General features: G+C 59.9%; 25 protein-coding genes and 4 pseudogenes. 10 read left to right on the top strand and 19 right to left on the bottom strand.

The window, feature by feature from the left end; genetic code table 11:
- Positions 1–31: 31 nt before the first annotated feature.
- From xsc to FB009_RS29725, 3 genes are read right to left on the bottom strand one after another with little or no spacing between them, the layout of a single operon-like run.
- Positions 32–1807, bottom strand: coding sequence for a sulfoacetaldehyde acetyltransferase (xsc, locus tag FB009_RS29735; RefSeq protein ID WP_024312280.1), 1776 nt, complete (start codon positions 1805–1807; stop codon positions 32–34).
- A gap of 10 nt (positions 1808–1817) precedes the next feature.
- Complete coding sequence (locus FB009_RS29730) at positions 1818–3155, bottom strand: MFS transporter (RefSeq protein ID WP_024312279.1); 1338 nt, start codon at positions 3153–3155, stop codon at positions 1818–1820.
- Between the two features lie 22 nt (positions 3156–3177).
- The gene (locus FB009_RS29725; RefSeq protein WP_186447692.1) at positions 3178–4779 is read right to left on the bottom strand and encodes a GMC family oxidoreductase; all 1602 of its coding nucleotides are present in this window, start codon (positions 4777–4779) and stop codon (positions 3178–3180) included.
- Positions 4780–4938: 159 nt separating this feature from the next.
- Between FB009_RS29725 and FB009_RS29720 the strand changes: the two genes are divergently transcribed.
- Complete coding sequence (locus tag FB009_RS29720; RefSeq protein ID WP_024312277.1) at positions 4939–5697, top strand: IclR family transcriptional regulator; 759 nt, start codon at positions 4939–4941, stop codon at positions 5695–5697.
- A gap of 11 nt (positions 5698–5708) precedes the next feature.
- On the opposite strand, the gene FB009_RS29715 is transcribed toward FB009_RS29720, so the two are convergent.
- The 5 genes from FB009_RS29715 to tauA form a co-directional block, all read right to left on the bottom strand.
- Positions 5709–7109 (bottom strand): NAD(P)/FAD-dependent oxidoreductase, encoded by a 1401-nt coding sequence (locus FB009_RS29715; RefSeq protein WP_024312276.1) that lies wholly within the window; start codon positions 7107–7109, stop codon positions 5709–5711.
- A gap of 24 nt (positions 7110–7133) precedes the next feature.
- On the bottom strand, positions 7134–7520 hold the full coding sequence (locus FB009_RS29710) for a nuclear transport factor 2 family protein (protein WP_024312275.1): 387 nt from the start codon (positions 7518–7520) through the stop codon (positions 7134–7136).
- A 119-nt stretch (positions 7521–7639) separates the two neighbouring features.
- Complete coding sequence (locus FB009_RS29705) at positions 7640–8467, bottom strand: ABC transporter permease subunit (RefSeq protein ID WP_012061777.1); 828 nt, start codon at positions 8465–8467, stop codon at positions 7640–7642.
- Complete coding sequence (locus FB009_RS29700) at positions 8460–9272, bottom strand: taurine ABC transporter ATP-binding protein (RefSeq protein WP_024312274.1); 813 nt, start codon at positions 9270–9272, stop codon at positions 8460–8462. The genes FB009_RS29705 and FB009_RS29700 overlap by 8 nt, the downstream gene beginning before the upstream one ends.
- 90 nt (positions 9273–9362) lie before the next feature.
- Complete coding sequence (gene tauA / locus FB009_RS29695) at positions 9363–10382, bottom strand: taurine ABC transporter substrate-binding protein (protein WP_024312273.1); 1020 nt, start codon at positions 10380–10382, stop codon at positions 9363–9365.
- A 164-nt stretch (positions 10383–10546) separates the two neighbouring features.
- Between tauA and pdxR the strand changes: the two genes are divergently transcribed.
- Positions 10547–12022 (top strand): MocR-like pyridoxine biosynthesis transcription factor PdxR, encoded by a 1476-nt coding sequence (gene pdxR, locus FB009_RS29690; RefSeq protein ID WP_012061774.1) that lies wholly within the window; start codon positions 10547–10549, stop codon positions 12020–12022.
- 46 nt (positions 12023–12068) lie between these two features.
- On the opposite strand, the gene FB009_RS29685 is transcribed toward pdxR, so the two are convergent.
- From FB009_RS29685 to FB009_RS29670, 3 genes are all read right to left on the bottom strand, one after another.
- Positions 12069–12554: a YidB family protein gene (locus FB009_RS29685; RefSeq protein WP_012061773.1), complete on the bottom strand. Its 486-nt coding sequence runs from the start codon at positions 12552–12554 to the stop codon at positions 12069–12071.
- A 28-nt stretch (positions 12555–12582) separates the two neighbouring features.
- Positions 12583–12834 (bottom strand): GlsB/YeaQ/YmgE family stress response membrane protein, encoded by a 252-nt coding sequence (locus tag FB009_RS29680; protein ID WP_012061772.1) that lies wholly within the window; start codon positions 12832–12834, stop codon positions 12583–12585.
- A gap of 342 nt (positions 12835–13176) precedes the next feature.
- A complete protein-coding gene (locus tag FB009_RS29670; protein WP_018010970.1) occupies positions 13177–13497 on the bottom strand; it encodes a DUF2280 domain-containing protein in 321 nt (106 codons plus the stop codon).
- Positions 13498–13535: 38 nt separating this feature from the next.
- On the opposite strand from FB009_RS29670, the gene FB009_RS32925 reads away from it, so the two are divergent.
- The 3 genes from FB009_RS32925 (at position 13536) to FB009_RS29660 (ending at position 14206) form a co-directional block, all read left to right on the top strand.
- Entirely contained in the window at positions 13536–13781 is a 246-nt protein-coding gene (locus FB009_RS32925; RefSeq protein WP_024312271.1) for a hypothetical protein, read from the top strand.
- Between the two features lie 11 nt (positions 13782–13792).
- Positions 13793–13924, top strand: coding sequence for a hypothetical protein (locus FB009_RS33725; RefSeq protein ID WP_018010968.1), 132 nt, complete (start codon positions 13793–13795; stop codon positions 13922–13924).
- Between the two features lie 93 nt (positions 13925–14017).
- The gene (locus FB009_RS29660) at positions 14018–14206 is read left to right on the top strand and encodes a hypothetical protein (protein WP_018010967.1); all 189 of its coding nucleotides are present in this window, start codon (positions 14018–14020) and stop codon (positions 14204–14206) included.
- Between the two features lie 78 nt (positions 14207–14284).
- On the opposite strand, the gene FB009_RS32920 is transcribed toward FB009_RS29660, so the two are convergent.
- Positions 14285–14437 carry a hypothetical protein gene (locus FB009_RS32920; RefSeq protein WP_164497631.1) on the bottom strand — a complete coding sequence of 51 codons (153 nt, stop codon included), beginning with the start codon at positions 14435–14437 and terminating at the stop codon, positions 14285–14287.
- A gap of 355 nt (positions 14438–14792) precedes the next feature.
- Here FB009_RS32920 and FB009_RS29650 point away from each other — a divergent pair, with 355 nt between their 5' ends.
- The 3 genes from FB009_RS29650 (at position 14793) to acpP (ending at position 15771) form a co-directional block, all read left to right on the top strand.
- On the top strand, positions 14793–15011 hold the full coding sequence (locus FB009_RS29650; protein ID WP_012061769.1) for a hypothetical protein: 219 nt from the start codon (positions 14793–14795) through the stop codon (positions 15009–15011).
- 182 nt (positions 15012–15193) lie between these two features.
- Positions 15194–15331, top strand: a complete 138-nt coding sequence (locus FB009_RS33835; protein WP_081664934.1) for an exopeptide — start codon at positions 15194–15196, stop codon at positions 15329–15331.
- Positions 15332–15519: 188 nt separating this feature from the next.
- The gene (gene acpP, locus FB009_RS29640; RefSeq protein ID WP_012061767.1) at positions 15520–15771 is read left to right on the top strand and encodes an acyl carrier protein; all 252 of its coding nucleotides are present in this window, start codon (positions 15520–15522) and stop codon (positions 15769–15771) included.
- A gap of 415 nt (positions 15772–16186) precedes the next feature.
- Here the strand turns inward: acpP and nusG are convergent.
- The 7 genes and pseudogenes from nusG to ligD form a co-directional block, all read right to left on the bottom strand.
- A pseudogene (gene nusG, locus FB009_RS33465) lies at positions 16187–16737 on the bottom strand (transcription termination/antitermination protein NusG).
- On the bottom strand, positions 16734–17045 hold the full coding sequence (locus FB009_RS29620; protein WP_234705506.1) for a GcrA family cell cycle regulator: 312 nt from the start codon (positions 17043–17045) through the stop codon (positions 16734–16736). Before FB009_RS29620 ends, nusG begins: the two are co-directional and overlap by 4 nt.
- A gap of 124 nt (positions 17046–17169) precedes the next feature.
- Positions 17170–17773, bottom strand: a pseudogene (locus FB009_RS33830) (hypothetical protein); the annotation flags it as partial.
- Positions 17771–19557, bottom strand: a pseudogene (locus tag FB009_RS33460) (DNA cytosine methyltransferase); the annotation flags it as partial. The pseudogenes FB009_RS33460 and FB009_RS33830, both read right to left, overlap by 3 nt.
- 507 nt (positions 19558–20064) lie before the next feature.
- Positions 20065–20373 (bottom strand): hypothetical protein, encoded by a 309-nt coding sequence (locus FB009_RS29580; protein WP_018009295.1) that lies wholly within the window; start codon positions 20371–20373, stop codon positions 20065–20067.
- A gap of 230 nt (positions 20374–20603) precedes the next feature.
- Positions 20604–20810 (bottom strand): hypothetical protein, encoded by a 207-nt coding sequence (locus tag FB009_RS29575; RefSeq protein WP_018009294.1) that lies wholly within the window; start codon positions 20808–20810, stop codon positions 20604–20606.
- Between the two features lie 143 nt (positions 20811–20953).
- A pseudogene (gene ligD / locus FB009_RS33455) lies at positions 20954–21835 on the bottom strand (non-homologous end-joining DNA ligase); the annotation flags it as partial.
- Positions 21836–21925: 90 nt separating this feature from the next.
- Here ligD and tnpA point away from each other — a divergent pair.
- Both tnpA and tnpB read left to right on the top strand, forming a co-directional pair.
- Complete coding sequence (gene tnpA, locus FB009_RS29560) at positions 21926–22396, top strand: IS66-like element accessory protein TnpA (RefSeq protein WP_011970377.1); 471 nt, start codon at positions 21926–21928, stop codon at positions 22394–22396.
- Positions 22393–22749, top strand: coding sequence for an IS66 family insertion sequence element accessory protein TnpB (tnpB, locus tag FB009_RS29555; RefSeq protein ID WP_011970376.1), 357 nt, complete (start codon positions 22393–22395; stop codon positions 22747–22749). The genes tnpA and tnpB overlap by 4 nt, the downstream gene beginning before the upstream one ends.
- Positions 22750–22901 lie beyond the last annotated feature (152 nt).

The following is a 22901-nucleotide window of genomic DNA, read 5'->3' as shown; positions in this document are numbered from 1 at the left end:
GCAGAGGCCGCCGGGTATCGCGCATGCAGGACTACCTGCGGCTCTGGGGCTGCATATCGGCCCGATCGATGCCCGCCACCGCCACCGGTTTCTTCATCGCGTCGCGCCGGAAGGGCTCGCCGAGTTCCTGATTGAGAATGACCTCGACGAAGGTGGTGATACCCCTGGCCTGGTCCTCGATCGCCTTCGAAAGCGCCTCCTTGAGTGCGGCCGGCGTGTCGACGGTGATCCCTTTGAGCCCGCAGCCGTCCGCAACCTTGGCGTAGCTCAGGTTCGGATTGAGCTCGGTGCCTACGAAGTTGTTGTCGTACCAGAGCGTCGTATTGCGTTTCTCGGCACCCCACTGGTAGTTCCGGAAGATTACCATGGTGATGGCCGGCCATCCCTCGCGGCCGATCGACGTCATCTCGTTCATCGAGATGCCGAAGGCGCCGTCGCCGGCAAAGCCGACGACCGGCACATCCGGGCAGCCGATCTTGGCGCCCACGATCGACGGGAAGCCATAGCCGCAGGGGCCGAACATGCCGGGAGCCAGATACTTTCTGCCCTGCTCGAAACTCGGATAGGCGTTGCCGATGGCGCAGTTGTTGCCGATGTCGGTGGAGATGATCGCCTCTTTCGGAAGCACGGCCTGGATCGCGCGCCAGACCTGGCGCGGCGACATGCGATCGGGCTCCCGTTGGCGCGCCCCAACGTTCCACTCCGTACCCGGATCGTCATCCTCGTGGTCCATCGAAGAGAGCTGCTGCAGCCACGCCGAGCGCGTCTGGTGGACCAGCGCCTTGCGTTCCTCGCGGCTTGCTTCGCCGGCGACGGGGGCAAGCTGCTGAAGGATCTGCTGCGCCACCTGTTTCGCGTCGCCGCAAATCCCGACCGTCACCTTCTTCGTCAAGCCGATCCGGTCGGGATTGATGTCGACCTGTATGATGGACGCATTCTTCGGCCAGTAGTCGATGCCATAGCCCGGCAGCGTCGAGAAAGGGTTGAGCCGCGTGCCCAATGCCAGCACGACATCGGCCTTGCTGATCAGTTCCATCGCCGCCTTCGAGCCGTTATAGCCAAGCGGCCCGACCGACAGGCGATGGCTGCCCGGAAAGGCGTCGTTATGCTGATATCCGCAGCACACCGGTGCATTCAGCCGTTCGGCGAGCGCCATCGATTCCTGAATTGCATTGCCGATGACGACACCGGCGCCATTGAGAATGACCGGGAATTTCGCCTCCGAAAGCAGCCGGGCCGCCTGCGCGATCGCCGCCGGTCCGCCGGCCGGCCGCTCGAAGCGGACGATACGCGGCAGATCCACGTCGATCACATGCGTCCAGAAATCCCTGGGGATGTTGATCTGCGCCGGCGCACAACCCCGCCAGGCCTTCTCGATGACTCGGTTCAGGACTTCAGGAATGCGGCTCGGGTCCCGCACCTCTTCCTGATAGCAGACCATCTCCTCGAACATGGCCATCTGGTCGACTTCCTGGAAGCCGCCCTGCCCGATCGTCTTGTTGGCCGCCTGCGGCGTAACCATCAGCAGCGGCGTGTGATTCCAGTAGGCCGTCTTCATGGCGGTGATGAAGCCGGTGACGCCGGGACCGTTCTGGCCGATCGCCATCGACATGGTCCCGGTGGCCCGGCTGAAGCCATCCGCCATCATGCCGGCATTGGTCTCATGGGCGCAGTCCCAGAATTTGATGCCCGCCTTCGGAAAGAGATCCGATACGGGCATCATCGCCGAGCCGATGATGCCGAAAGCATGCTCGATGCCGTGCATCTGGAGGACTTTGACGAAGGCTTCTTCGGTGGTCATTTTCATGGCTGTTTCCTTAGCTTGTGTGAACGGTTGATGGGCGCAACGGCTTATGCGGCAGGGTGGTACGCGTTTGCGAAACCGGGCGTATGAGCATCGCCGAAACCATCGAAACAAGAGCCGCAAACACCACGTAGGCGGCCAGCAGCCAGGGCGAGCCGTCGCCATAGCTGATAAGGAAGGTCGCGATGATTGGAGTGATGCCGCTGGCGAAGATGCCGGAGAACTGATAGACGAAGGAAATGCCGGTATAGCGGACCTTAACGTCGAAAAGGTCGGAGAACAGTGCTGCTTCGGGGCCGTAGCACATTGCGTAGATGATGCCGAACGGCACGATCAGAGCGAGTGCGATCAACGGCAGGCTCCCGCTTCCCATGAGCATGAAGGCCGGGAAGGTGACCAGCGCCAGCAGCAGACTGCCTATGGCATAGGTTTTCGGCCGCCCCCATCGATCGGACAACTTGCCGAAGAGCGGAATTGTCACGACCATGACGAGTGCAGAGAGGCATACGAGCCACAATGCCGTCGTGCGGTCCACCTGCACATGCTTGGAAAGATAGACGATCGAAAAGACGGCGAATACGTTGAAGAAAACTCCATCGATATAGCGGGCACCCATGCCGAGCAGTATATTGCGAGGATAGGTGCGGATGAGCTCCACGAACGGGATCTTGAGCTCCTGCCGCTCTTCCTTGACGCTGGCGAAATCCGGTGTTTCGGCAACCTTCAGCCGGATGTAAAGGCCGACGACGATAAGGACGACCGAGCCGATGAAAGCAGTGCGCCAGCCCCAGGACATGAAGGCTTCTTCGGGGAGAAGACTGAGGAGTGCCACCACGCCGGACGACAGGCACAATCCGATCGCAAGGCCGATCTGCGGGATCGACGCATAGTAGCCGCGCTTGTCTTCAGGTGCGAATTCATAGGCCATGAGGACTGCGCCGCCCCATTCGCCGCCAATGCCGATGCCTTGTGCGATACGCAGGATGAGCAGCAGTATGGGGGCTGCCACACCAATCTGCTCGTAGGTGGGCAGAACGCCGATCAGCACGGTCGCCACCCCCATGATCAGAATGGTGAGTACGAGCATCTGCTTGCGGCCGAGTTTGTCGCCGAAATGTCCGAATACGATGCCGCCGAGCGGACGGGCGACGAAACCTACGGCAAAGGTCGCATAGGCCAGCACCATCGAAACGAGCGGGTCGTGCGACGGGAAATACAGCTGATTGAAAACGATGCCGGCAATCACGCCGTACAAGAAGAAGTCATACCATTCGATCGTTGCGCCTATCAGAGACGCGAAAACGACACGCCTCACTTCACTTTCTCTGGTGCTCCCAGCGGTATTCAACATGGTCTCCTCCCAATGTCGGATTTCAGTTCAGAATTGAGCTCGACAGTTTCTCTCCGATCATGATTGCCGGCAGGTTGGTGTTTCCCGACACGATGGTGGGCATCACCGAACAATCCGCGATCCAAAGGCCGTCGAAGCCTCTCACTTTCAGGTCGGGGCGGACCACTGCATCCGCATCGTCGTCCTGGCCCATTCGGCATGTGCTCGTTGGATGGAAGATCGTTGCGCCGTTCTGGCGCGCGAAATCGAGAATTCCTTCCTTGCTGTCGACGGACTCGCCCGGCAGTTCTTCGCGGGTTACGAGCTGGCTCAGCGGACCTGTGCGCGCGATGCGGCGGGCCAGTCTGATGCCGCCGATCGCAACCTGACGGTCGAGTTCGGAGTCGAGATAATTGGCGTGTATCAGCGGTGGTGTCGTGGGGTCCGCGCAGGCCAGCCGAATGGTGCCGTGGCTCTCGGGCCGGAGCTGACAGACCGACATGGTAAAGCCGGAGAAGGGATGGACTTTTCCTCCGGCCATGTCCGCGGAAAGTGTGGCGACATGAAATTGAACGTCGGGTCGCGTCGCATCGGGCATCACCCTGGCGAAGAGCCCACCCTGGTTGATGCCGACGGCAAGGGGTCCAGTTCGCGTCAGCAACCATTGCAGTCCGATTTTCACCTTGCCGGTCAGACTGTTCAGTTCGTCATTCGTGGTGATGGGTCTGTTGCAGCGATAGATAAGCCGGAGCTGCAGGTGATCTCGCAGATTAGCACCAACGCCAGGCATGTCCGCCACGACGTCGATGCCGTGAGCCTTGAGATGCCCGGCCGGTCCGATGCCGGACAGCATCATCAGGTGCGGTGTATGCACGGCGCCCGCGCTAAGGATGACGCCACGCCGCACATTCATGCTCATCTTGCGACCATTTGTAGTGTAGTCGATGCCCTGCGCCCGGCGCCCCTCAAAGCGGACTTTCGTGACCAGCGCTTCCGTGACGATCGTAAGGTTGCTCCGCCGTTTTGCCGGGCGGAGATAACCCACCGCCGCGCTGCTGCGCATTCCGTTTCTGGTCGTCAGGCTGTAGTAGCCCACGCCTTCCTGCGACGGACCGTTGAAATCATCGTTGCAGGGGATGCCAAGCTGATTGGCCGAGCCGATGAATGCGTCGATCAGCGGATGACGGTGGCGGATCGGAGCGACGCAGATCGGCCCGTGCTTGCCATGGAACTCGGGGTTTGCGGCGCCCGCGAAGGATTCGGACTTACGGAAATGGGGCAGGACGTTGCGATAGTTCCACTGATCCCCGCCGTAGCGCGCCCAGTCGTCATAGTCCTCGGCCTGTCCCCGGATGGCAATCAGACCGTTGATCGCCGAGCAGCCCCCCAGAACCTTGCCGCGCGGCCAATAGATGCGTCGGCCGTTCATGTTGGGATCGGGCTCGGTGTAAAGCTTCCAGTTGATGCGCTCATCCCACATCGTCTTGCCGTAACCGAGCGGCAAGTGAATCCAGGGGCTGGTGTCTTTCGGCCCCGCTTCGACGAGAGCAACACGGAACCTGCCGTCTTCCGAGAGACGTGCGGCAACGGTGCAGCCCGAAGAGCCGGCACCGACCACGATGTAATCAAACTGCGCTTCGTTCACGTTCGGCTCCTCCCTCATCCCACAAAAGAGATAAGGAGCGCGATGTGTCAATTTTTCTGAGATGAAATATCCTACTGAGTGAGATATTGAGGTAAGATTAGCTATATGATAGCGATTGTACCCAAATTGAATCTCATTGAGTGAGACAAAGGAATGAGGATGGACGATAAAATCGAGACGCCGAATTCGGCCGTTACGCGCAGCCTCAGCCTGATCGAAGTCGTCGGACTTTCCGAAAAGCCGGTCACGCTGAACGATCTTGCGGAGAGGATCGACATGCCCAGGGCCACGCTGCACAGGCTGTGCCAGCGCCTGGTCGAGGAAGGATTCCTCTTTCGCGAACCTGACAGACGCCACTATTCGGTCGGCCCGCGCCTGTTCAAGATGGGCCTGACCATCGTCGGTTCGGGCGTGGGGACCCAGCGGCACGCCATATTGAAGCAGGTCGTCGATGTGACGCGTGAGACATGCAATTTCGTGACGCGCTCCGGCTGCGACGCGATATATCTGGCGCGCGTTGAATCCGACTGGCCGCTCCGAGTACATCTCGAGCCCGGTTCGCGCGTGCCGCTTCACTGCACCGCCAGCGGCAAATTGTTGCTTGCGCATATGGATGTGCAGCAAAGGCAGAAGCTGCTGGCCTCGCTGACCTTTGAAAGATTCACGCCTGCAACGATCATGTCTGCCGACGCGCTGGAGAGCGAGTTCGCAGAGATTTTGCGCGATGGCTACAGCACCGACCGGGAAGAGTTCATGATCGGCCTGATAGCCATCGCGGTTCCCGTATTCGACAGAAACGGAAGGGTGGTTGCGTCGCTTGCCTGCCACGCCCCGAAAGCCCGCATGACGCTCGACGACTCCAAGCGCTACGTGCCCGTGCTTCAGTCGGCGGCACGCAAGCTCGCGCAAACGTTCTGACCCGCGCACGGTTACAGGATCTCGTCTTTGAGATAGTACCAGCGATACATGCCCCACTGGCCGAGGCGTCTGAACGGCGTGAGCAGTCCATGGCTCGGCAGCGGCGACGTGAAGATCGGCAGATCGAGGGCGCCGCCCTGGCCCGCAACCATCTGTGCCATTCGACGTCCTGCCTGGGCGGAATACATGACGCCGTTGCCGCCATAGCCCATCGCGTAGAACAGCGGCTGCTTCGGATCGGGCCGGAAGATGCGCGGCATCATGTCGTGGCTGACATCGACCCAGCCCCACCAGGAGTAGTCGATCGTGATTCCCTTCAGGACCGGGAACTTTCGGTAGAGCCCTTCGAGAAGCCGACCGAGATGTTTGGGATTCACCGCATCGCGGCCGGTTATGGCGCTGCGGCTGCCGATCTGCACGCGGCCGTCCGGCATTATCCTGTAATAGTGCCGCAGCGTGCGTGTATCTGTGAGCGGTATCCGCGTCTTGAAGTTCAGTTCGGAGCGCTCTTCCTCGTTCAGCGGACGGGTGACGATCGAGTTGGAGAGGATCGGCATGAGCCGGTGCCGCGTCAAACTATGGAGATCCGGCGAGGTATAGCCCGCCGTCGCAATGCAGACGGCGCGTGCACGAACGGTGCCGCCCGGCGTAGACAGGTGATAGGCGCCGTTTTTCCAGTCGCAGCTGAGAACGGGGCTCGCCGTATGGACCCGCGCACCGAGCTTGCGCGCCAGATTGAGGTATCCGAAGGCGAGCTTGGCTGCGTGGATCCCCATCCCGTCCGGCTCGTACATAGCCCCCTTGGCCTCCTCGTCGCGGACGAAGTCCCGGTGGACCTCCTCTCGCCCGACGATGCGCGAACGGTAGCCGAAGACCTCGTTGAGGAGCCGCGACTCGCTTTCGAGCGCCGGCATCACCTTGTCGCGATGTGCGATATAGAGGTGGCCGCCGTCCTGAGCATCGCATTCGATTTCGGGTGAACGGATCAGGTCTCGGAAGAGATCGAAGGCTTCGCTGATCTCGACGTGCAGTTTTTTGGCGATATCGACGCCCCATCGCTCGATCCATTGCGAGCGCTTGAGGCGCCCTGCGGAGATCTGCGCCTGGCCACCATTGCGGGTGCTGCAGCCCCAGGCAACGCCGTTCGCCTCGAGAACCGTCGCCTTTATGCCGTGCTCGCGGGCGAGATGGATCGCGCAGGAGAGCCCCGTATATCCGGAGCCGACGATAGCGACGTCGACGTCCATATCGCATGTGACGGGGCCGTCGTCGGAAGGCGGTTTGCCGGCCGTGCCAATCCAATAGGTCGGCGCATAGTCCTTGCCCTCGCCCGGATTGGGCGCGCGGATCGGATCATAGGTCGGATCGAAGGGCTTGCGCGATGCGATCGGTCTGGCCAGCTGGTGTTCCATGTCGTGATCCTGCCCTCAAGGCGCTCAGTATCTCGGCTGCGGCTCGATGAGCGGCCGGTTTTTTCGGAATGCCTGCTTGCGGACGATCTTGCCGTCGCGAAGCGTGAAGAGATCGCAGCCTTCCGCGACGATGCGCGTGCCGTCCGCATTGGTCCCCGAGAAGGTCCATTCGGAGACCCCGCGGTCTCCATGGACGAAATGGCTGTGATGATCCCAATGAGCGTCCGGCATTGCCGCCCATACACCGGAAAAGGCATCGGCAATCGCCTCGGCGCCGACGATGCGCTTGCCGCAGCCCTCCGGCCCGGCAACGGCGTTGAAGACACAGTCGGCGGCGAAAAATGCCATGACACTATCGATGTCGTGTCTGTTGAAGGCGTCGAAAAGCTCTGCGAGGTCCTCGGCGGTCATGTCGAAAGTCCTTTGTTCATGTCGGGGCATGGCTTCGCCGGTCGGGCGGCCATAGGCCCGTTGAAATGCTTGAATCGAGGCTATCCGGGGCGGCGCCGACTACTGCCGATCGGCGGCCATCACACTTTGCCCTTCCAGGGAATGAGCGTCTTTTCGAGGTAGCGGATCATGAGGTCGAAGGCGAAGGCGAACACGCCGATGACGACGATCCCCATGATGACCGTATCGCTGGCGAGATATTCGGCTGCATTCAGCACCATGAAGCCGAGTCCACGATGGGCGGCCACCATTTCGGCCGCGACCAGCGTGGTCCAGCCGACGCCGATCCCGATGCGCATACCGGTGAATATCTCCGGCAACGCAGCCTTCATGATCACATGCCCGATCACCTGTGCCCGAGTCGCGCCCATGGCATAGGCGGCATGAATCTGTTCCGTCGAGACCGAGCGCACACCGGCTCTGGCGGCGATCGCCATCGGCGCAAAGATCGCCAGATAGATCAGGAAAACTTTCGGAAATTCGCCGATGCCGAGCCAGATGATGATCAGCGGCAGATAAGCGAGCGGCGGCAGCGGGCGGTAGAATTCGATGATGGGGTCGAAAAGCCCCCGCACCACCCGATTGACGCCCATGAGAATGCCCACCGGGACTGCCGTGACGAGCGCAAGCAGAAAGGCTCCGAACACCCGGCCGAGGCTCGCCAGCGTGTGCTGCGCCAAGGTGGAGTTGGAGACCCCTTCCGTCAATGCGATGACGAACTTGTCCCAGACAGCGAGCGGCGACGGCAGGAACAGCGGCTTGATCCAGCCCATCTCGGTCACGAGCAGCCAGAACGCGATCAGCACCAGCGCAGTCAAAAGGCTGATATGGCCGCTCATCCCATCGCCAGGTGCGCCGTAGATTCGTCCCGGCCGAACGGGTTTGCTCTTGACGACGCCCTCAAGCATGGAGGAGCTCCGGGTTACCGGACTGGCGCTCGTCCCCGTAGATGATGCCGAGGATTTGTTCGCGCATGTCGATGAAGTCGCGGCTGGATTTGATTGCGCGTGCATTGCCGTTCTCCAGGAAGCGTTTGTTGAAATCGAGCTCGTAGGTATGGGTGATGCGGCCCGGTCGGGGCGACATCACGATCAGCCTGGAGCCGAGGAACAGCGCCTCCTCGACGCTGTGGGTAATGAAGAAGAACATCTTGTTGGTGAGCTGCCAGACCTTCAGCAGCAGTTCCTGGATGGTCTCCCGCGTCAAGGCATCGAGGGCCGCCATGGGTTCGTCCATGAGCAGCATCGCCGGATCGCAGGTGAGCGCGCGGGCGATGCCGACGCGCTGCTGCATGCCGCCGGAAAGGTGGTAGATCATGTGCCGGTGGAAATCCTGCAGCCCGACGAGCGCGAGGTTTCGCGTCGCCACCTCCCGCCTTGTTGCCTTGTCGACACCCCTCAGCTTGAGCCCGAACTCGGTATTGTCGATGACATTGAGCCAGGGGAGCAGCGCGTGCTTTTGGAAAACAACGCCTCGGTCGGCGCCGGGACCGGTGATGCGGCGCTCACCGAGCGTGATCTCCCCGGCGCTCGGTGCCATGAAACCTGCCATCAGGTTGAGGAGCGTGGTCTTGCCGCAGCCCGATGCACCGAGCGCGACGACGAAGTCGCCGCTCTTGATCTCGAGATTCACGCCCTTGAGCGCGATGACCGCCTGGTCCGAATAAAGACCAGGATAAGTCAGATTGACATTGCTGACGTTGAGCGTTTCCATGTCGCGGGCCTTCCTGGAAAGTGCTGTATCGAGGGCAGCAGCGATGCTCCCGGACACGCACAGCGCGCAGCAGCCGGGAGCGCGCTTCCGCTACTTGGAGACTTCTTTCGCGTAGGCGCTGTTGACGAAGGGCGCGTAATCGTCGAGCGCATTGTCGATCTGCTTCTGCTCGACCAGAAACCTGGCGCTCGCCTCCAGTGCCCGGACGGCACCGCCGCCAAGCCACCTGTCGGAGACCTGTTCCTCGGTGGTCGGAAAGGATAGAAGGTTGAGGGCCTGGACGATACCCTCGGCGTCGCCGCCGATCAACTTGACCATGCCCTGCACCTCCGGCGAGTCCGCCGTCCAGCCGCTTCCATTGGCCTTGTAATCGGCATAGGACTCGGCGAGCACCCTGGTGAAGGCCGCCATGAAATCCGGATTTTCCTCGGCCCATTTCTTATCGACCACGAGGCCGTCGAAGGTGGGCACGCTCGCCGCGCCGATCGCCTCGGAATCCGAGATCACCTTACCCGTTTTCAGGAGCTCCGAAAGGGCCGGCGGCCAGACATAGGCGGCGTCGATATCGCCGCGCTGCCAGGCGGCGACGATCTGCGGCGGCTTCATGTTGAGGATGTTCACTTCCCGCGGATCGATTTTCCAGACCTCTCCCAGGCCGACCAGCAGATGGAAGTGAGAGGTCGACACGAAGGGAACGCCGACATTCTTTCCTTTCAGATCTTCCGGCTTTGCGATGCCGGATCCCTCGCGTGCGACAAGCGCTTCCGATTTGCCGATATTGTCGAGAATCCAGAAAAGTTCGAGCTCGACGCCGCGGGTCGCGGCGGCTGTCGTACCGGTCGAACCGATAACGCCGATCGGCACATTACCCGATGCAAGCGCCGTCGAAATGTCGCCTCCCGAGCTGAACTGGCGCCAATCGATCGAGTAGCCGGCCTCCTTGGCTGCGGCATCGAAGCGGCCATCCGCGATTGCCGAAATGAACGGGCCGACGATCTGCTGGTAGCCGACGACGACACTGGTTTCCGCCCGGGCCGCAAAGCCGGCTAACAGCCCGGTCGCTATCGCAAGGGCTCCGGATACAAGCTTGAAATTCCTGTAGTGAATCATTTCGTTTCCCTCTTGGTTCTGTCGCCCCGCTTATTGCGGGGTCGGGCCGCACTGTGATGACGGTCTTTGCTTGAGGAGTAGAAATATGCCTGCCTCTCGGATTGCCTTATATCCAGATAAGAAGTTAGATGAGTCCAGTTTGGAGGAGGCCATGGGTGATGTGAATGGTGGGCTCGACGGTATCCGAAACGATCTTCTTTCTGGACCGAACGGGCCATGCGGGCTTGCAGGCGCAGATCCGGGAAACCATCGTGTCCGCGGTATTGTCCGGCCGCCTGGCAGCGGGTGCCCGGCTCCCTTCCAGTCGCAAGCTTGCGGCCTATCTGAACATTTCGCGGATCACCGTGACGCTCGCCTATCAGGAGCTCGCCTCGCAAGGCTATATCGAGGCGGAGAAGCGCAGCGGCTACCGTGTCGCCGGCAAGCCACCGACGACAGGCATTGCAATAGGGGCCGCGCACACTGAAGCCGATACGATCGACTGGTCGGCCAAGTTGTGCTCGACCTTCATCGTGGCCAAGCAGATGCGCAAACCCCTCGACTGGCGCGCCTATCCCTACCCGTTCCTCTACGGCCAGATGGATCCATCGCTGTTCGACCTCACCGCATGGCGCGACTGCGCGCGCCGGGCGCTCGGGCGAGAGGATTTCGAACTGATGGCGGGCGATTTCGCGGCATCGGATGACGTCCAACTGGTCAACTATATCTGCTCGCGTACATTGCCGGGGCGCGGCATTCGTGCGAGCCCCGACGAGATCCTCGTGACCGTCGGCGCGCAAAACGCCCTGTGGATCGTCATCCAACTGCTGTTGCGCCAGGGCTCACACGCGGTCTGCGAGAATCCATGTCATCCCGACATGAGCGCCTCGCTCCGCTTGAGCGGCGCCGAAGTCACCGTCATCGATGTCGACAAGGAAGGCCTGCCGCCCACCGCTCTTCCCGATAAGGTCGATGCGGTATTCGTTACGCCCAGCCATCATTCTCCTACCGGGGCGACGATGCCGCTCGACCGGCGTGCTGCATTGCTCGAAGCCGCTGCCTCGAAGGACTTCATAATCGTCGAAGACGATTATGAGTTCGAGATGAGCTTTCTGGCGCCCCCATCCCCGGCTCTCAAGGCCTTCGACCGCAGCGGACGCGTCTTCTATATCGGCAGTTTTTCCAAGTCGCTGTTTCCCGGTCTGCGGCTCGGTTATTTGGTGGCGCCGGCCGCCGTGATCCGGGAGGCGCGGGCGCTTCGCGCGCTGATGCTACGCCATCCGCCGGGGCACCTCCAGAGAACGGCCGCCTATTTCCTGGCACTCGGCCACTATGATGCCGTGCTGCACCGCATGCGCGAGGAATATCATCGCCGGCACATCATCATGGCGGCAGCACTTCGGGATGCCGGTTTGCGGATCGCCGGGTCGGCGGCTTTCGGCGGCACCTCCTTCTGGATCGAAGGGCCGGATGACCTCGATGCGGATCTGCTGATGAACGCGTTGCGGTTGGAAGGGGTGCTTATAGAATCCGGATCGCCGTTCTTCCCCAAGGACGACGGTCCGTGCCGCTTCTTCCGCATGGGTTACTCGTCGATCGCCCGCAGCCGCATAGCCGACGGTGTCGCCTTGACTGCGGCACGGATCGCGGATCGAGCCTGAACAATTAGGGCCTCCGGAACAGCGCAACCGGTCCGTCAACCAACCTCTAGCCCAGAGTGGGGCCGCGGGATCGGCCAAGGACTTCCTCATCGGTCTCAGGCAACTGGCCGTTCGGGGTCATCGTGTCCACCGCGTCCGGGATCGATGTCGAAAGGCGCTTCAGCAGTTCGTTGTAGTCCAGGCCGGTCTTTGCGGCCAGATCCTGGAGGGTATCCTTGCCGATCGAAGATTCGACCTGCTCGGGCGAAATGCCCTGAGATCGCTCTTCGGCGCTTACCCAGGAGTCTGCCGCCTCCCGGTGTCCGCCGTTCTTGAATGCATCGACAAGTTCTCCCACGCCCTTGCTGAGCGAGCCTTCCTCGGAGCCGCCAAACATCTTGCCGAGTTCGCCGAGAATTCCGCCGCTGTTCTGGGCGCCCCCCTTTGCATCCTGAAAGATCTGTCCGAGCTTATCGCGGTTCTGGTAACCAGCGACCGCGAGCAGACCCAATAGAGCCGCTAGCGACGGCATGGTGTTGCGAGACGAAGCCATTGTCGGTTCCTTTCTGCTTAGTGAAGTCCTAGGCACGCCGGGCGACGGCGCCCCATACGAGCAAGACGATCACAGCTCCTACAATAGCGCCGATGAAGCCGGCACCCTCGTTGGCGTTGTACCACCCCAATGCCTGCCCCAGATAGGAGGCGACAAAGGCCCCTACGATTCCCAGGATCGTCGTTAGAATGAAGCCCTTTGGCTCGTTTTCGCCGGGCACGATGAGCTTGGCCACGATACCCGCGATAAAACCGATGATGATGGTCCAGATTATACCCATTCCAGAAGTCCCTCGTTTAAACGGCGTGAACGCTGGTCGGCTGATTGCCTTGGCGGGTTGCGATGGTTCCCGTCTTCGAAGCGATTAAGGCAGCACGAGGAAATCATAGATAGCGCAGACCGTCCTCGACTTCCACTCTCGCTCGTGTTTCATTTTAGTGGGTGTCACATTTGAGGGGGACCATAAGACCTGGGTTATTCTGGTCGCTTGTCTTAGCGGCGGCCGCCGCAGCAGTTTATTTCTTCCAGAAGGCAAACACATCCGGCGCTCTGACGCAGCAATCACCAACTCTCTCATCATCGACCGAGAGGGCGCTCTCGGAAAACGGCAATCCACGCAGATCTACAAAGGGAAACGCATTGCCGTTTCCGCCTTCTCTGCCATGCGCTGCAGAGCGCGTAGCCGGACCGCCTGGGGACTGATGGCGATGATGGCGCTATCCTCTAGGAAGGTCTTGCGGGTCTCTTCGAAGAGTGTCTTCCACTTTCGCGCTAAGCCCGATCCTGCCTTCTTGTTCGGGTCATGGCTCTCGACAAGCTGTCGGCTGACGTCGGCGCCGTACTCCTTCTTGACTGCCGCCGCCACGACAGATGGACTGTCACAACATGCCAAGGCTTGCACAATGTAGGTTTTCACCTCATCAGAAAGTTGCGCTTTGGCCATCCTTCCGTCAAAGCCCCGTCAAAAGAGGAAACGCCTGCATGGCTAAACACCTGATCAACCTTGAAGCTCTCGGAGATTGCGAGATCCGCGGACACGCCATACCTCAAGGCACGTATCAAGGCGTGACGATTGATCGGCCAAACGTGAATGCTGAAGGCGGCAGGGCGGTGGCCGTATTCTTGTGCCTTACCGCAGACAAATATGTTGATACCGATGAGGCTCTCAATGCCAGTTCTGTAAACGTTACAGAACTGATGCACCAAGGCCTCATAGTCGAGATTTGATCAGGCGTCGCATGGATGAAGAACTGCAGATTCCCCATATTCTATGCTGGGGCAGGAGTAACAACGCCATGAAAGAAGGTACGATCCTTCTCCTCGTCGTTCTTGCGGCCATCATCCTTTTCGCGATGCTGACATTGCACTAACCGCGCATCTATTCGACGACGCGGTAGCGCCTCATTCGATCACCCCTCTGCTATACTTACCCGAGCGGTCGAATCGTCGAGAGGACGCTAACCATGTGGCTAGAACTGCACGACAACAATGGACCAATCTTCGTCAACATGGACACGGTCATGCACTTCCAAAGGGTCGAAGGGCAGCGGAGCACTACACTCGTCACCTGCTCGATCAAAAACGGCGCCTCCGTCACCCTCCAGGTGAAGGAGCCGCCTGAAGAAATCATGGAAATGCTCTGGGAAGAGTGATGCACAAGGCACTTGAAGCAATGGCGGTCGTGATGATCATCGTTTCTGCGTGCACGCTGGTGTGGCTGCTCTTTGCGATCAGCTGAGCGAAGAAAAAATCAGCCCCCAGTCGTAGGTCGAGTTCCGGACCACGTGATTGAGCCAATATCCCTTGGCCGCCCACTCGTTCAGGACCGCGTCCATGTCTTGCTCCCCAGTGTTGAGCTTTACGACGCGGTAGGGCTTGGACATGGAGGCAAGCCCCGCTCACCATCACGGCGGCGGGCTGCTTATGGTCCGGACAGGACGACCAGGCACGAACCCCGATCTTCTCGGATAACTATCCGCCGACCTGATCTTGCTCGGGAAAGTCGGCCCCCATGCGGTGAACCTATGACCCGGCTTAGCGCCATACGGCTGCGGGGCTTTCCAATCTCGTGAGGCATCGCCTCGAAACTGGTTGTGCCGATCTGCGGTCGGTGCCTCCCCTTCGCGTCCGGGGAGCTTACAGCGAGCTAGGTTGGGTCCTTGCGGTCATCGCAAAACTAGATTGGTTGCCAATCAACAGAACTCCTGCGCATCGTGTCGTTCTAACCAGGAGGGGAAAATGTCAGAGCTGGAAGAAAACCGCTTGTTAGACAGTGAATTCCAGACAATTTCGTCAGAGCCATTGATTGGGCGCCTCAATCTTGAGACCGACCTGGGCACCATAGACCTTTTGGTGAACAAAGAGGCCGCGGAGTTCTTAATTTCGGTGCTGCTCGAGTTCCTTGCAGAAGGGGCCGGCGAAGACGCTCCGAAGTTCACGGTGCATACTGAGCAATAACTGCCCGGTGAGCCCTGGATGAAGAAGTCAGAACAGTCCACTACCCGTGCCCTTCCCGTGAGATTGGTTGCGGCGACAGGATTGGGACCTGCGACCGAGGCTGGCGAGCTATCGGCTGCTCGACGCGAAAGTGATGATTGGCATCGCCTCGAATTGCTCACATTCGCAACTGCTAATAATGCATGGACAAAGCCGGCCTTGCCTTCCTCGTACTCATCTGTGTTCTCATCGCTATCGTGGTGAGTATCCTGTGGTTCGTTCCAGAGAATGAGGTGCCGCCCGATGTACCGGAAGTGGTTCCTCAGACGCCTCTAAGATGAGACGTGGTGGCCGCATTGTGTGTTGGTTGCAGGCCGGAGATTTGAACCTGGTCTTTCGTCGTTATGAGCCACGCGGCTTACCAGTTGCCCTGCCTGCTATGGTGCGAGAGTATTGGAATAAAGAAAAGCGATGACTATGCTTATGTGACAGCCGGATAAGTGTGATCATGCTCTAAGGGAGGACATCGGTGGAAAACTCCAGCGCGAACGCTGCTAGTCGTGTAAGAGCAATAATCATCGAGCAGTTGGGCGTAGACCCTGCCCATGCTGTGGACGACGCGTCCATAGTGGATGACCTCGGCGCCGACTCTCTCGAAGTCGCTCAAATCGTCATGATGATTGAGGACGAGTTCAATATCGAAATTTCAGACGACGTGGCCGAGGCCGTTATCACGGTCGGAGATGCAATTTACGTGGTCACGTCGAAAACCAAGAGCTAACCGCAGCAGAGGTAAATTGGGCCAATATATTTTGGGCCGCATTTCTCCTAGGCGCCGAGTGCGACAGCCTTTACGGAACTCGCACAAGTCGCAAGCTTTTCACAATCTCGTATCGCTCGCCACCTTCTTTTTCTTCATTGAGAGCGTCGCCTGCCCATGATGGCGTCATCAGATGCATGTGGTCTGGCCTATTTCGCAGAGTCTCGAGCTTGGCTATCAAGAGATCCAGTCCCTCGCGGTCAAAGCATAGTGCAACCCCGGGATGCTCGGCCTTTTCGAGTTCAACAGTCAGGATCATTGATCATCCAACCGGGAAAATTGGCAGAATGCAGCCCAGGCGTGGAGCGGTGAGTTCTCCCCTAAGGCCCGGCGAGTGCTCCCTTTAATCGAGGTCCGCAAACTGAACAGCCACAGATCACTTCAGGAAACCGATATGGCGGAGATTTTCAACCTGATGGTCAGCAGTAAGGTTGTTCAATTCACTGATGATTTTTTGTACCCGCTCTTTGATCTGCGGGCTTGGAGAATCTATACCCCTTTCCGCCTGGTCGACTATGGAAACGCGCGCTTTCCGGCCCTTCGGCGAGATCTTCCGGAGTTGACCACGGAGGTGATGTATCTGCTCGTAGAAGACGGACTGACGGCGCTCGTGCTCGGCGAAATAGGGATTCGATCGTGGCGCCGGGGAATTCGAGCGGCCCATAGTTGGCACCGCGGAGGAAACACACGACACCGTCGACGCGGCGCAGCTCCTCGAAGTTCAGCCTCGGCAGGTTCACGAAGGCATAACCAACCAGGAACGGGAACCGCTTCTGGAGATCTGTTTCGTCCGGTGATGCCTCAACTCGGTGTAGAATGACGGCATGAGATGTCGAACCCGTCCTTGCGGCAGTTCCGCTCGATGATGGACTCCATGCGCTTATATCCGGGCGCAACTCGGATTGGATACCAACGTGATCTCTTCATTTTTCCCTCTTCGTAATGCGATGGGCTGCATATGCTCTGGATTGATGGTGCTGGCAGTATTTCCCCGCAGTCTTGGCTGCACAGAACAGGAAAGGGCTGCCGTCGTTGATGGGCCAAACGCACTCGCCGGGCCTCAGTTCTAAGAGGCGCTTGGCGAACGGCAGTCGCTCCAGGTCATATTTGTGGGGAGGGATGATTGTGGTATCGGGCCTGCGGTCGCGCATTGCAGTTGTCCTTCCGCGGAGCTCTCTTGCTCTCGTGCGGTCGGCAGTTGCGAGCTCGCGGCTTCGAAGGGAAGAACGCGCGATTTCGAAATGTGATCCCTACGATGACGTTGCGAGACACCGAAGCACTTCGCGATCTGGGAAGCTGACAAGTCTTCCTTCCAGAGCTCGGACGCAGCCTCGATGTCGACTGTGCGGTGCTGGATGGTCATGCCGCGCGCTCCTCGTCGACCGGCTCGGCCGCTTCGATGTCCGCCTTCACCTTGCCGCGATAAGCCATCTGCTCGGCGGTGACCTGACTGGCATCAGGAAGCGCCAACATGCGGGCGAGCTCGTGGGCGCGCTCCGGCAATACCGGCTGGGCCTGACGTTCAGCTTGGTCCGGATCCTGCTCCGGTTGACGCGGATGGCGACCGGAGACCATACCTCATCGATCGCCCATGGGTGGACGGAGTCGGCCGGCAGTTCACGCGATTTGCCGAGCTGTGCGAATCAAGATGGTCGGCACCTTCGGCGACCCTGACGAAGCCCTTCTCCGCTAGCGCGGTGGCGCGCTCACGCTGGGTGACGCGCAGGTCCATGAGGCAATGAGAGCTGGGCAGCGTTCGACTGACGGAGTCCTCTATTGCCCTAAGCGTTTCCTGCTTGCGAATCCGATCCTCGCGGATCAGGCGGCACTCGGCATTGGCCATGGCCGCAAGTTCCGCCGGCAGGGGGACAAAAGCCTTGTTGATGTTTTCGTATTCGCCGCGCTTCAGCTTCACGTAGGCCCGGCGCAGCCCTTAAACCGGCATGTTGCGAAGGGAGACGCGATTGAATTCGGCAACTTGCCGAGCGCGCTCGCCTGCGCTTCGGTGAACGGTGGAGCACTGATAGTCGCTTCGACATGGCCGTGGCGGTCCTTCGTGGTAACAGTCCGCATCGGCTCGCTCTCGAGCTGGCCGTCGCCTGTTCCGTAGTATGCCTGCAGGTATGGTCTGACGAGCTGCGACTTGCCGTAACCGCCCGCCATAACGGTGGCGGTTGGTTCGTCGTCCGCATGGCCGGTTGAGTTGCCGAATTGGCGAGCCACAAATGCGGAGACGAGGCTCTGCTGGCTTCCGGATTGTGTGATGGTGGCTAATGGCTCGCCCGAATCACGCCCGGGCCGAGCGGCCTCGCTACCATCGGGGCGCGAATCACCATTGTGCTGGGCTATGAAAGCAACTATTGGGCTCTGCGTGCTGACCCTGCCGACGATTGTCGACAGTGGTTCGCGCGCATCATGGCCAGGCTCAAGATAGTTGCTTTGCGCAAGGAAGGCGACCGCAACGCAGCCATCCGCCTTGGCCGTGATCGTTCCCGTCGGTTCGTCACCGCCGCGAGGTCGGCTTTGCCCTGCCCGTCCGCCGCAGCCCACGAGCCTCGGCACGATATCTGAGTTCCCTCCTTGTTGCTGGCGGTGAACGTGTGATGCGGAGCATCGACCCGGCGAACGGAACCGCCCTGTTGCGCCGCCGTCAGCACCGGAGCGATAAGCGCGTGACGGTTCTCCGTTGGGATGGTCGCGATTCGTTCGCCGAGGTTCGACGTGCGCTCCGAGCGACCATTAGTATGGCTATAGTAGGAGGCGACATAGGGCGTCACCACCGCCTCCTCCCCTCGATGCGCCACGGGTGATGACGTTGAACGCTTGTTGAGATCCTCGGTTCGTCCCCGTGCGTCAGATTGACGATGAAAGGTCGCTCCGCCTCGAGCACATAGCGCTTCATGCCGCGTGCCACGTGCGCCATCGCGGCGTCCGCCAGCGGCCGGACGGCGCGCAGTTGGTGTTCCGCCCAGATCTCGGCCGAGCTTGCGAAGATCGACGGGCAAGGCGGGGACCAGTCAAAGCATTCTGCTGCGGTACGCCATAGCAGCTTGTTGCCGGAGATCACATCCGGGTCCTCAGGCTTACCGTGCGTGGGTTCGGGTCAGACAATCGGCTTGCCGTCGAACCGGATGATTACGACAGCCGCTTGCGGATCGTCGGAGCGTCGTAGTCGCAGGCGCGCAGCTCATGAAACTCGACCTTACCGCCGAGCCGCCGCAGCTTCTTGCACCATTTCTCGAAATTCTCGCCACGGCGCTCAGGGTCCGGCATCAGACCGCGATCGGTCGCGACCAAGCAACCCATGATCCTTAAACTCCTCGACGTTCTCCATGATGACGACATCGACGCGGTCGCCGCTCTTCTGGATGCGCTCGATCGAGCCCTGAATGACCCAGCAAAGGTCACGCGGATGTTGCGCTCCACGGGCTTGCCGCCCCTTGCCTTGGGAAGTGTTTGCAGTCAGGAGAGAACCAGGCGAGGCCGATGTGCTTGCCCTTCAGATGATCAAGCGGATCGAACCGATCGACGTTCTCAGAGAGGTCAATGTGTCTCTGGATGGATTGCCGCGTGCAGCGCCAGCGCATCAGGATCGTGGTTGATGGCGAGCTCCGGCGAGTGGCCGAGCGCAATCTCGGTGCCGGTCGAGGCTTCACCACCGCCGGCGAAGCTATCGACCATAAGGGGCGCGCCGACATGGGCAAAAGCCATCATAGCGTCGGTGTCGGGCGAAATGAAAAACTGCATGTCCATAAGGTCAGTTCGGATTTATTTCGGGACTCGGTGACTCGAATTGCATTGCCGCTCCCGCCCACGGGACACGGTCATGATAGCATTTTTACTGAACTTCAGGTTGTATTTTTTGCTTAAGAGCAATCGCACAGCAGGAGACCCTAATGACAGACCCGGAAATGCGCGCCACCGTCCAAGCCACCTTCATGATGCTCCAGAAGTTGATAGTCGAAATCGCCGCATCGAAAGGCGATGACCTGACCTCAGAAATGAAGAAGGTCGAGGAACTGCAGAAACGCCGTGCAGATAGTGAGCGCGCCGCAACATCACGGATGCTGATCGAGGGCGTAGTGTTGATGGCAAGCGCGGGCTTGAGAAGCCACGTTCTTCCTCAAACAGCTAGTGTAGCAGCTAGCAGCTGCCAAAATAGACGAGCCCGCCAGCAGCCGGCCGAGTGCACCAGGTACCGTCGACGGCTCAAGCCGCTGACCGCCGTTTATCGGAGCGGTATAGCAGACTGGACTAACGAGCTCCGCCGGTCTTGGTGCCGCTTTGCGAATTGCCGGCGCCCGGACCACCCTGTGAAACGCCACCACCCTGGGAGCTACCCGGGTTCGTTGGATCTGGGCCATTGCCCCAGCCGTTGTTGCCTTTAACTTTCCCGCCGCCTCCGCCGCCGCCAGACTTGGCGATTGCATTTGACGTCAGGCTAGTTGAAAGCAACATTGTTACCGCCGGAGGTGTTACAATCGCAAAGCGACCACAACTTTTCAGAAATTCCCGCCGATCATCGTCGCTCTTCGACGGCACTTCATTTGGTATTTCGGGCATGAACGCCTCCCCCCCCCCACTTATCGATGACACGCATGGAGTGTGCCACCACAGGTTGGGGCTGGATATACATAGTTTTATATAGGACTGCGTCGAGGAACGGCTTTCGCCTCGCTATGGTAGCGCAAGTACGGTGAAATCATCTGCCAGATTCCTGATCCGTTGAAAGCGCATGCCGCAGCTTTCCATCCTCGTTCCAGGCGCGAATCGAAAACAAACCGGCGCGCAGATCAGCCAAGGCAATATGGATAGTCTTGATCGAAAATGCGCAAAGCGGCCCACACGGCCATTGCGCTCAAAACAATGGCGGCAGATATAACGAGCAGCAATTGCAAAAGACTACCGTAGTCCACTGACTCAATCCCGATAGCAGCCAACGCCAATCCAACCGAATTGATAAAAATGGCGGCAATAATCTCAACGACGCTTCTGATCATTGAGCGCCCTTTCCGATAAAAATTACTGGTAAATTTTGGGGGTTATTATCTCCACCACAGGTAGCGAAGCGCTTGACGAAAGTCAACCGGCAGCTTTCGAGAACCAGCGTTTGGCGTAAACTCGATGCAGCTGTAATTGACGGCTAACCTTCCAGAGAATAAATCACCACTTCATCGTCCCGCTCCCTGATCCCCTTGAACGACGCATGCCGCAGCCTTCCATCGTCGGTCCAGGCGCGATATTCAACTTCTGCAACGAGCACGGGCTCGGTGCATTCTTCCGCCGAAGGCTCACTGCCGGTTTTTTCGTAACGGTCGATGCAAGGACATTGCTCAGCTCGCGTGACAGATCGTGCGACCAGCCCGTGCCGCAGCCGCCAACATAGACGATGTCATCACCCTGGCGAGCGGCCAGCAGCAGTCGGCCGAGGTGGCCGGGACGGTGGACGGCTCGAAGCCGACGATCACGAAGCTATCCCGGCGCTTGCAGGTGATCTTCTGCCACCACTCGCCTCGACCTGAGCGATAGGGCTTCTCGACGTGCTTGGCGATGATGCCCTCAAGGCCGTGTTCGCACGCCACGCGAAAGAACTCGTCACCATCAGCCTGAACCTCCTCAGAAAGGCGGACGGCCCCTTCCCGCCCAGCAACGAGCGGCTCCAGTAGCCGCCGACGCTCGCGCAGCGGTAGACGGCGCACGTCGCGGCCACGAGGTAGAGAACGTCAAAGGCATAGAAGACGATCGCACCGGCTTCGACTGCTGACGGCAAGCGCCCGAGCGCCCGTTGCAGCATGCCGAAATCCGAGCGGCCATGATCGTTCAGAACAACCGCTTCCCCGTCGAGGATGGCTGTCATGACGGCAAGGCGCCGCGCGTCATCGGCGATCGACGGAAAGCGATCGGTCCAATCGTAGCCGCCGCGCGTGAGAACCCGCACCCGGCCAGGCTCGATGTGCACGGCCAGCTGGTACCCGTCCCACTTTACCTCATAGGCCCAGTCGGGGCCGGTGGGCGGCTTGTCCAGGGATCGACGGTGAGCGCTACGAACAGCCCACCTTGCCTTTGCTGATTGAGACCGCGAGATAAGCTCCGTCATCGACAGGAGTGGAACGGGATGGTTGGAGATCGCGCTGGTGCCATGCTTGGAGTCATGCATGAAGCCATGGATGAAGCCAGGCATGATGGAGCCTACCGGCGGATCGAGCTGATCACCGGGCGACGCCAGCGGCGGAATTGGACCGACGAGGAGAAGGCGCGGATCCTTGCGGAGAGCGCTGAACCCGGAGTGAACATCTCGGCTGTTGCCCGGCGTTGGGGCGTCAATCGCGGCTTGCTGAATGTCTGGCGCCGCGAAGCCGGGCTGACCTCTCGACGATCAGAGCAAGCCTGCGCACAGCAGGCGATGTTCGTGCCGGTGACAGTGGTTGGAGAACGAACGCTTCACCAGAGCGCGTCGTCGGATATCGCTTCCGTCGCTTCCGGTCGAATTGAGATCGAGATTGCCGGGGCGCGCATGACCGTGATCGGCTCGGTGGCGCCCGAGTTGGCGCAGGCGATGGTGGCGGCGTTGCGAGGACGCCGGTGATCGGAGTTTCGCCGAATGCCGTGAAGATCATGGTGGCGACGCAGCCTGTCGACTTCCGGCGCGGCATGAATGGCCTGGTGGCTTTGGTGGCATCAGCGCTTGCGGCCGATCCCTATTGTGGCGACGTGTTCGTGTTCCGGGCCAAGCGTCTCGATCGACTTCGCTGCATTTACTGGGACGGATCAGGCATGATCCTGGTGACGAAATGGCTGGAGGCGGGCAAGTTCGTTTGGCCACCGATCCGCGATGGCGCGATGCAGATGAGTAGCCAGGAGTTCTCGCTTTTGTTGGCCGGTATCGACTGGACGCGGGTCAAACGAAACGCGGTAAAGCGACCGACGAAAGCAGGCTGATCCTATTGGTTTTGCTTGCAGATTCAGGCTTGTGTGGTAGGGTCGTCCATGCCGCTCCGACCCACCCCCTTGCCTCAGGATGCTGCGCAATTAACCCGGATCATTCTCTCGCTCGACGAAGAGAATGCCGATCTCAAAGCGCGCGTCGCCTT

It is taken from the genome of Sinorhizobium medicae (assembly GCF_007827695.1).
Classification (GTDB): Bacteria; Pseudomonadota; Alphaproteobacteria; order Rhizobiales; family Rhizobiaceae; genus Sinorhizobium; species Sinorhizobium medicae.
Note: the sequence above shows the minus strand (reverse complement) of the source record. Positions and strands in the feature narration are given on the sequence as shown.